Source organism: Mycobacteriales bacterium (genome assembly GCA_035504215.1).
In the GTDB taxonomy this organism is placed as follows: Bacteria; Actinomycetota; Actinomycetes; order JAFAQI01; family JAFAQI01; genus DATAUK01.
This window is the reverse complement of sequence record DATJSI010000024.1, coordinates 26,650-34,298: the sequence shown is the minus strand read 5'-3', so window position 1 is coordinate 34,298 and position 7,649 is coordinate 26,650. Positions and strand designations below refer to the sequence as shown.

Genomic DNA, 7,649 nt, shown 5'->3' with positions numbered 1-7,649 from the left:
CACCTGCTGCGACCCTGATCTGACTCAGCTCGGACGAGCTGTTGGCGCCGGAGCCGAAGAACGAGACCTCACCGATCTCTTCCGACGCCTGCGAGATCGTCAACGCCGCGAGCCCGAGAGCAAGAGAGGCGATCCCGAGCGCGGCCGGAGACCAGACCAGCTGCCACAGGCGACCAGCCAGTCCCGGGTACGCCGGGTACGAACCGTCGTCGTCATCGAAGGGCTCTTCGGTGTGCATCTCGATCATCCGAGTCAGCCCCGCTCCGCCGATCCGCCGCGACTTGTGACGCCAGCCTGTCATGTCGGGGGGTGCGGCCCCCGCAGGAGCGCGGGATACGGCTGAAACGGCGGCGGTCCGAGCCGCCCCGACAGCTGGAAGGGCAAGCTCGGACCACAACCCGGCGGTCCGGTTTCGAGGAGAGCAGCCGAGGGACCGCCCGGACGAGCCCCGGGGTCCAGCCAGGCGCCCCCGGACTCGCGCTGCCCAGGCTACGAACGCGCAGCGCGGCTGGGTAGAGCCGTTCGACCCGTGATCATCACACCGAAGACCCGATCTGAACGCTGCGCCGGGAAGCTCGCGATGCACCGCCGATCAAGCCTCTGCTCCCCCACCTTGGTGATTCGGCCAGGCGGGAAGCCGCACCCGTGGACGCTGCTGCCGTACGACAACGATGGCCGCCACCGCGCCGCCGCACAGCAGCACGAGCAACGGCACATCGTCGATCAGCAGTGCCTTTCGAAGATCGTTGTGGGCATCACGGTTGCACGCCGCCGTAGCGTCAAACAGGCCGTCAGGGTTGCTTCGACTGCGAACCGGGTCCGGGCTTGGGTGCAGCGCGGTCGCGAGAACCGATCGGTTGCAGGTGTACCCCGCCGCATCCGCAGCCGGTGGCCGGCTGAGGAACAGGTAGGTGGGAAACGACACGAGCGCCAGCCACGCCGCGACAGCCACGGCCACTCCGACCACGACCCTCCGCACGCGCTGAGTGTAGGCACGAGTGACCGTTTGCCCAGATCGCACTCCTACGAGACGAGCGTCCGCCTCTTTGTCTCGCTTGAATAGAAAATCAGGCGTTGATCGCCTGACGCAGGAGCGACCACGCCGCCCAGGGCTGAAATCACGTCGCCGGAGACGAGCGGCTTAGGCGCCGTCTTAACAGCACCCTCAGCGTTGACGAATCTGAGCCCGACCGGACAATGATCCGCGCTCGGGACCCAAGCGATGAGGTTGTTCAAGACCGCCGGAACCCCTTTGGCGCAGTGCGTCGTCTTGACAATCAACTTCCCGTGAAGACTGTAGAGCCGCAGGCTCGGCTTGAGGCCGCGATAGACCGCGCACACGATCCTATTGCCAGTCGCATTTGGGCAGACCGCAGTGCTGTGGGCCTTTCCTTCGCTAATGAGAGTATGGAACACCCCAGGGTGAGCCAGACTCACCCACTTCGCGGCGCCGTTACCGCTTCCGTCAGTCGGATTATAGGCAACCACCTCGCCGTTGGCGTAGATGGTGTTATATTGTGCGCCACGGGGAAATGGTGCGCCGAGTATCGTGACCTTGCCGCTAACGGTGACGCTCTCGAGTGTTCTGCCCTGTGCGTTCGTCGTGTTTATCCATCCCGATGGGGTTGCAGTGAATCCGCCATGCGTCGACCCATGCGCCCCCGTCAGCAGATCTCGCCACCGGAAGGTAGCGTTTGCGTTGGGATTACTCGGGTTGCTGTCTTCGTACACGAGTATGGATCCAGCCAGGCTGAATGCATAGGCATTCGCCGACACTGTCGTAACCCGGTGGGGCTTTCCGTGTCGAGTGAGATAGTACAAGACCAGACTATTAGCCCTATTCGTATCAACCGCCGAATACACCACGTATTTCGCGTCACCTGCCTCGACGTACAACCGGGGGTGAGGTTTGGGTGTGACCGCGCTTCTTTGGGAATGGCTAGATCGCTTGATATGTGCGTGCGACGCAGCGTACCCCGCAACACCAACGCTCATTCCGGTCAGCGCTAAGGCCGCGGTGATCACAGCAACGAACACGATACGTACCCTTGTCACCACGGCTAACCCGGCTGGTAAAGGCCCCATTGGCGTGCGCCCTTTGCATTATCTGTGATCGTGCACGTGCCCTCACCGGTGTGCGGCAGGATCTCTTAACTAATCGTATACAGGTAGCTGCGTGCGAGGTACGAGGGTTCGGATCTCCCTCATTGGCTAGCGTCCGGGTGGTTGTCGTACAGATCGGGAGGGCCCGTGCCGCGGACTCGCGCTCGGCTGGCGACCCTTGGGCTGCTCGTGGTCACGGCGATCTGGGGGTCGACGTTCGTCGTGGTCAAGCACGCGGTCGAACGCATGCCGGTGATGGACTTCCTGGCCTGGCGGTTCGCGATCGCGACGCTCGTGATGTTCGCCGCGCGCCCGCGGGCGGTCCGCTCGCTCGACGGGCGCGGCCGCCGCGCAGCGTTCATGCTCGGTCTCGCCCTCGGCGCCGGCTACATCGCGCAGACGATCGGGCTGCAGCACACCCGCGCATCCATATCGGGCTTCATCACCGGGCTGTTCGTCGTCTTCACCCCGCTGTGCGCGGCGGTCCTCCTGCACCGGCGGCTCGACCGGATGACGTGGCTCGCGGTTGCCCTCGCCACGGTCGGGCTCGGACTGATCTCGCTGAACGGCTTCTCGATCCAGGGTGGCGAGGCGCTCACCCTGCTCTGCGCGCTGGCCTTCGGACTGCACATCGTCGGGCTCGGCGAGTGGTCGTCGTCGCACGACTCCGGCGGGCTCGCGATCATCCAGCTGGCCACTGTCGCCGTGCTGTCGATCGTCATCGCCGCACCGAGCTCACTCGCACCGCCGCCCGACGCGGCGGTCTGGGGCGCGGTGCTGATGACCGCGGTTGCAGCGACCGCGCTCGCCTACTTCCTGCAGACCTGGGCGCAGACCCATCTCACTCCGACCCGTACGGCGGTCGTGCTGACGATGGAGCCGGTCTTTGCGGGCATCTTCGGTGTGGCGTTCGGTGGCGACCGGCTCGGCCCGCGGATCATCGTCGGCGCCGCGCTGGTCCTGATCGCGATGTACATGGTCGAGCTGGACCCCCACCGGACGGGTGATGCGCAGCCGGCTGCGGTCGAGTAGCATTCCTCACGTGGCACGCTGGTTCTTTAGCTATTACGCCGAGCCCGGGCTTCCGCTCGGTCAGGTGGAGTAGCTGCGCGCTCCGCACTGACGAGCCCCGGGCAAACCGCCCGGGGCTTTTTTCGTGCTCCTGATCCCGAGAAAGAGACAGAGCGATGGTGGTGGTCATGTCATCGGAGGCGACGGCCGACGAGCTGGACGCTGTGGTCCGCACGGTGCAGGCCGCAGGTGGCTCGGCGTTCGTGAGCCGCGGCGTGCACCGCACGATCGTCGGCCTGGTCGGCGACGTCGAGCAGTTCGAGACGCTCAACCTCGACGCGTTACCCGGCGTCAGCAACGTGGTCCGGATCTCCGCGCCCTACAAGCTGGTGAGCCGCGAGAACCATCCCGACCGATCGACAGTGTCGGTGGCCGGCGTGCCGATCGGTCCGGACACCTTCACATTGATCGCCGGCCCGTGCGCGGTCGAGACGTCGGAGCAGACGGTGAGCGCAGCCAGGATGGCAAAGTCCGGCGGCGCAGCGCTCCTCCGCGGCGGCGCCTTCAAGCCGCGAACGTCGCCGTACGCCTTCCAAGGTCTCGGCGAGGCCGGCCTCAAGATTCTCGCCGAGGCCAAGGCAGAGACCGGACTCCCGATCGTCACCGAGGTCGTCGATGCGCGCGACGTCGACCTGGTCGCCGAGTACGCCGACATGCTGCAGATCGGCACGCGCAACATGCAGAACTTCGCGCTGCTGCAAGCCGCCGGCCACGCAGGCAAGCCGGTCATGCTCAAGCGCGGCATGAACGCGACGATCGAGGAGTGGCTGATGGCCGCCGAGTACATCGCTCAGCGCGGCAACCTCGACATCGTCTTGTGCGAGCGCGGCATCCGTACCTTCGAGACCGCCTACCGGAACACCCTCGACATCAGCGCGATCCCGCTCGTCCAGTCGCTGTCGCACCTGCCGGTCATCGCCGATCCGTCACACGCGGGCGGCCGCCGCGAGCTGGTCGTGCCGCTCGCCCGGGCGTCGATCGCGGCCGGGGCGGATGCGGTCATGGTCGATCTGCATCCCGAGCCGGGCACTGCTCTTTGTGACGGCCCACAGGCCCTGGTCGACGTCGACCTGCAAGCGCTCGCCGCCGCTGTTCGGGATCTGCCGCCACTCGTCGGCAAGCGACCGGTAGTGGCGCCTTAGCGGGGCATCGCCCTAGCTCGCAAGCGCGCTGCGAATCACCGCGATCGCGCGGTCGATAGCTGCGTCGTCGACATCGAGGTGCGTGACGAGGCGCACCCAGTGCGGCGCCATGGTGGAGATCAGCACGCCCTCCTCGCGACACACCGCGTCGAGCGTCACCGCATCGATGCCGGATCCCGTGACGTCGAGCATCACCATGTTGGTCTCGACCGTGCCCGGATCGACGGCGTCCGGCGCGACGTCCGCGATCGCGACCGCGAGCCGCTTCGCCCGCTCGTGGTCCTCAGCCAACCGCTCGATGTGATGGGCAAGGGCGTAGCGCCCGCCGGCGGCGATGATCCCGGCCTGCCGCATCGCACCGCCGAGCCGGTGCCGCAGCTCGCGCGCCTCCTCCACACGGTCGGCGTCCTTCATGAGTACGACGGACCCGACCGGTGCGCCGAGCCCTTTGCTCAAGCACACCGACATCGTGTCGAACAGCACGCCGTACTCGGAGAGCGAGACGCCGCTCGCCACGTGCGCGTTCCAGACCCGCGCGCCGTCGCAGTGAAACGCCAGTCCGTACTGGTCGACCAGGCCGCGCAGCTCCCGAAGGAGCGAGAGCGGATAGACCGCTCCCCCGCCACGGTTGTGCGTCTGCTCGACCTCGAGCGCGACGGTCGGGACGGCGTGGAAGCCGGCGACGCGGATCTGTGGTTTCACCACCTCGGGGCTCAGCAGCCCGCGCGGGACGACCATCGTCCGGGTCTGGATCCCACCCTGGGCGGCGAGACCCCCGCCTTCGTAGCTCACGACATGCGCGTCGGCGTCACACAGCAGCTCCTCGCCGTGAGTGCACAGCATCCGCAGCGCGATCTGGTTGCCCATCGTCCCGGTCGGGACGAAGACGGCGGCAGCGTGCCCGAACAGGCCGGCGACCTCCTCCTCGAGCGCGTTGATCGTGGGATCCTCGGCGTAGACGTCGTCACCCACCTCCGCCTCGGCCATCGCCTTGCGCATGGCCTCGGTCGGGCGCGTCACGGTGTCGCTGCGCAGATCGACGATCGCGGGCACTGGCGTTGCCTCCGGGCTTCAGGATCCGAGTCGACCTAACCTATCCGCGTGCCCCGCGACGTCGTCGCCCTCGTGTCGGCTGACGACTTCGTCAGCGCGATCCGGGTGTACGCCGACCGCGTCAACGACCTGCTTCGCCGAAGCGGAGCGCCGGCCATCGAGGCGATCGAGTTCGCGGAGAACCAGGCCACCGCCCTCCTCGACGCGGTCGTGACCGTCCCGGAAACCGTGATCGACCTGGCCGGCTGGTGGTTCGCGCGGGCGATCGAGCACAGCAGCGCCGGCGGCGGGCCGGGCAGTCTGGCAGCCGTCGAGGACCCGGTCAGCCTGCTCGCCGGGACACCCGGTGAGGCCGACGTGCGGGTGGCGCTGGCCAGCCTCGTGGAAGCCGAGCGCTCGGCCGTGGTTCTCCGTGACTGCTACGACCTGCCGCCGCAGGCGGTCGGCGTCGCGCTGCGGCGCGGCTTCGGCCCGGCCGCGGAGCTGACCGCAAGCGGCCGGCTGCATCTGGTCGCGGCGTACGACTGGAAGGACGCCCCGGATCTCTCGGCACACGAGGGGCGGACGACGGTCGACCTGGTCTCACTGAGCCGGCTCGCAGAAGGCACACTCGAATCTCCCCGCGCCGCGCCGCTGCGCCGCCACACGATGACCTGCGCGGCCTGTGAGGCGGTGGTCGAAGCACTCGCGCGTGGGCGGCGACTTGCCGCCGGCCTGCCGATCAGCGCGATGGACGACGACGCGCGGGAGTCGATGATCGTCCGGATCGCGATCCGCGCGGAGGCGCTCCTGCCGAGCCACGAGGCGGTCCTGCAGGCGGTCGACGACGACCACGATCCAGGGCCGGCCGTCTCGCCGGTCATCGCCGTCGTGGTGCTGGTGCTGGCGATCACGCTCGGCATCGCCATCGGCGTCCTCAGCCACTGACGCCGCCGACCTCGCCCTGGCTCAGCCGCCGTGCAACATCCCGGCGACCAGGAACGCGAGCTCGATCGCCTGCCCGGTGTTGAGCCGAGGGTCGCAGGCGGTTTCGTACCGTCCCCCGAGGTCGGCATGGTCGATGTCGTCGGCGCCACCGAGACATTCGGTGACGTCGTCCCCGGTGAGCTCGACATGAATGCCACCCGGCGTGGTTCCGAGCGCGTGGTGCACATCGAAGAAGCCGCGTACCTCCTCGATGACGTCATCGAAGCGACGGGTCTTGTAGCCGGTCGTCGAGGTGATCGTGTTGCCGTGCATCGGGTCGCAGATCCATGTCACGGTGAGGCCGGCTGCCTCCACGCCCCGCACGAGAGTCGGCAGCGCGTCCCTCACCCGGGCCGCGCCCATCCGCGTGATGAAGCTGACCCGGCCCGGGACGCGGTCGGGGTCGATCCGGGCCGCGATCGCGACGGCCTCCTCGACGGTCGCCGTCGGACCCAGCTTGACCCCGATCGGGTTCGCGATGCCGGCGGCGAACTCCACGTGGGCGCCGTCAACCGCGCGCGTGCGCTCACCGATCCAGAGCATGTGCCCCGACCGGTCGTAGGCAGCGTCGCGGTCCCCGTCGTGCCTCGTGAGCGGTTGTTCGTAGTCGAGCAGCAGCGCCTCGTGGCTCGAGAAGAACTCCACGCCGTGCATCGAGGCCTCGTGGTCGAGGTCGACACCACACGCGCGCATGAAAGCCAGCGCCCGGTCGATGTCCTGCGCGAGCTGCTCGTAACGCTCGCCGGCCGGCGAGCGCCGGACGAAGTCCTTGTTCCAGTCGTGCACGAGCCGAAGGTCGGCGAGGCCACCCGTAGTGTGCCGGGCGAGCAGCTCGAGGGTCGCGGCGCTGGCCTGGTAGGCGCGCACCATCCGGCGCGGATCAGGGACCCGCGCGTCCGGAGTCGCCGCGAGGTCGTTGACCGCGTCACCGCGGTACGACGGCAACCCGGTGAGCGCTTCGATGTCGGCACTGCGCGGCTTCGCGAACTGCCCCCCGATCCGGCCAATCTTGACGATCGGCAGCCCCGCGCCGTAGGTCAGCACGACCGCCATCTGCAGGATCGTGCGCAGCTTGTCGCGCACCTGACCGTCGGTCACTCCGGCGAAGGTCTCCGCGCAGTCACCGCCCTGCAGGACGAACGCCTCGCCACGAGCGGCGGCAGCGAGCCGGCCGCGCAGCGCGTCACAGGCCGCCGGCTCGACCAGGCCGGGCACGCTCGCCAGCTCGTCACGGACGGCGGCGACCTCGGCGAGGTCGGGCCAATCCGGCTGCTGGGCGGCGGCGGGCACCGAACAAGACTAGGTGGCGCAGGG

General features: G+C 68.2%; 8 protein-coding genes. 3 read left to right on the top strand and 5 right to left on the bottom strand.

The window, feature by feature from the left end; translation table 11 throughout:
* The 3 genes from VME70_02195 to VME70_02185 all read right to left on the bottom strand — a co-directional run.
* A partial coding sequence (locus VME70_02195; protein HTW19004.1) for a hypothetical protein occupies positions 1–238 on the bottom strand: 238 nt, incomplete at its 3' end.
* A 354-nt stretch (positions 239–592) separates the two neighbouring features.
* On the bottom strand, positions 593–979 hold the full coding sequence (locus tag VME70_02190) for a hypothetical protein (protein ID HTW19003.1): 387 nt from the start codon (positions 977–979) through the stop codon (positions 593–595).
* A gap of 44 nt (positions 980–1,023) precedes the next feature.
* Positions 1,024–2,037, bottom strand: coding sequence for a hypothetical protein (locus VME70_02185; GenBank protein HTW19002.1), 1,014 nt, complete (start codon positions 2,035–2,037; stop codon positions 1,024–1,026).
* 213 nt (positions 2,038–2,250) lie between these two features.
* Here VME70_02185 and VME70_02180 point away from each other — a divergent pair, with 213 nt between their 5' ends.
* Together VME70_02180 and aroF are read left to right on the top strand one after the other, a co-directional pair.
* On the top strand, positions 2,251–3,135 hold the full coding sequence (locus VME70_02180) for a DMT family transporter (protein HTW19001.1): 885 nt from the start codon (positions 2,251–2,253) through the stop codon (positions 3,133–3,135).
* Positions 3,136–3,302: 167 nt separating this feature from the next.
* Positions 3,303–4,316 carry a 3-deoxy-7-phosphoheptulonate synthase gene (gene aroF, locus VME70_02175; GenBank protein HTW19000.1) on the top strand — a complete coding sequence of 338 codons (1,014 nt, stop codon included), beginning with the start codon at positions 3,303–3,305 and terminating at the stop codon, positions 4,314–4,316.
* A 12-nt stretch (positions 4,317–4,328) separates the two neighbouring features.
* Here aroF and VME70_02170 read toward each other — a convergent pair whose 3' ends face one another.
* Positions 4,329–5,369: a GntG family PLP-dependent aldolase gene (locus VME70_02170; protein ID HTW18999.1), complete on the bottom strand. Its 1,041-nt coding sequence runs from the start codon at positions 5,367–5,369 to the stop codon at positions 4,329–4,331.
* Positions 5,370–5,417: 48 nt separating this feature from the next.
* On the opposite strand from VME70_02170, the gene VME70_02165 reads away from it, so the two are divergent.
* Entirely contained in the window at positions 5,418–6,296 is an 879-nt protein-coding gene (locus VME70_02165) for a hypothetical protein (GenBank protein ID HTW18998.1), read from the top strand.
* Positions 6,297–6,317: 21 nt separating this feature from the next.
* On the opposite strand, the gene VME70_02160 is transcribed toward VME70_02165, so the two are convergent.
* Positions 6,318–7,625: a 3-deoxy-7-phosphoheptulonate synthase class II gene (locus VME70_02160; GenBank protein HTW18997.1), complete on the bottom strand. Its 1,308-nt coding sequence runs from the start codon at positions 7,623–7,625 to the stop codon at positions 6,318–6,320.
* Positions 7,626–7,649 lie beyond the last annotated feature (24 nt).

What these genes read in the sequence shown, in the direction of transcription:
- aroF (HTW19000.1), top strand. Translation starts at nt 3,303, where the DNA reads ATGTCATCGGAGGCGACGGCCGACGAGCTGGACGCTGTGGTCCGCACG.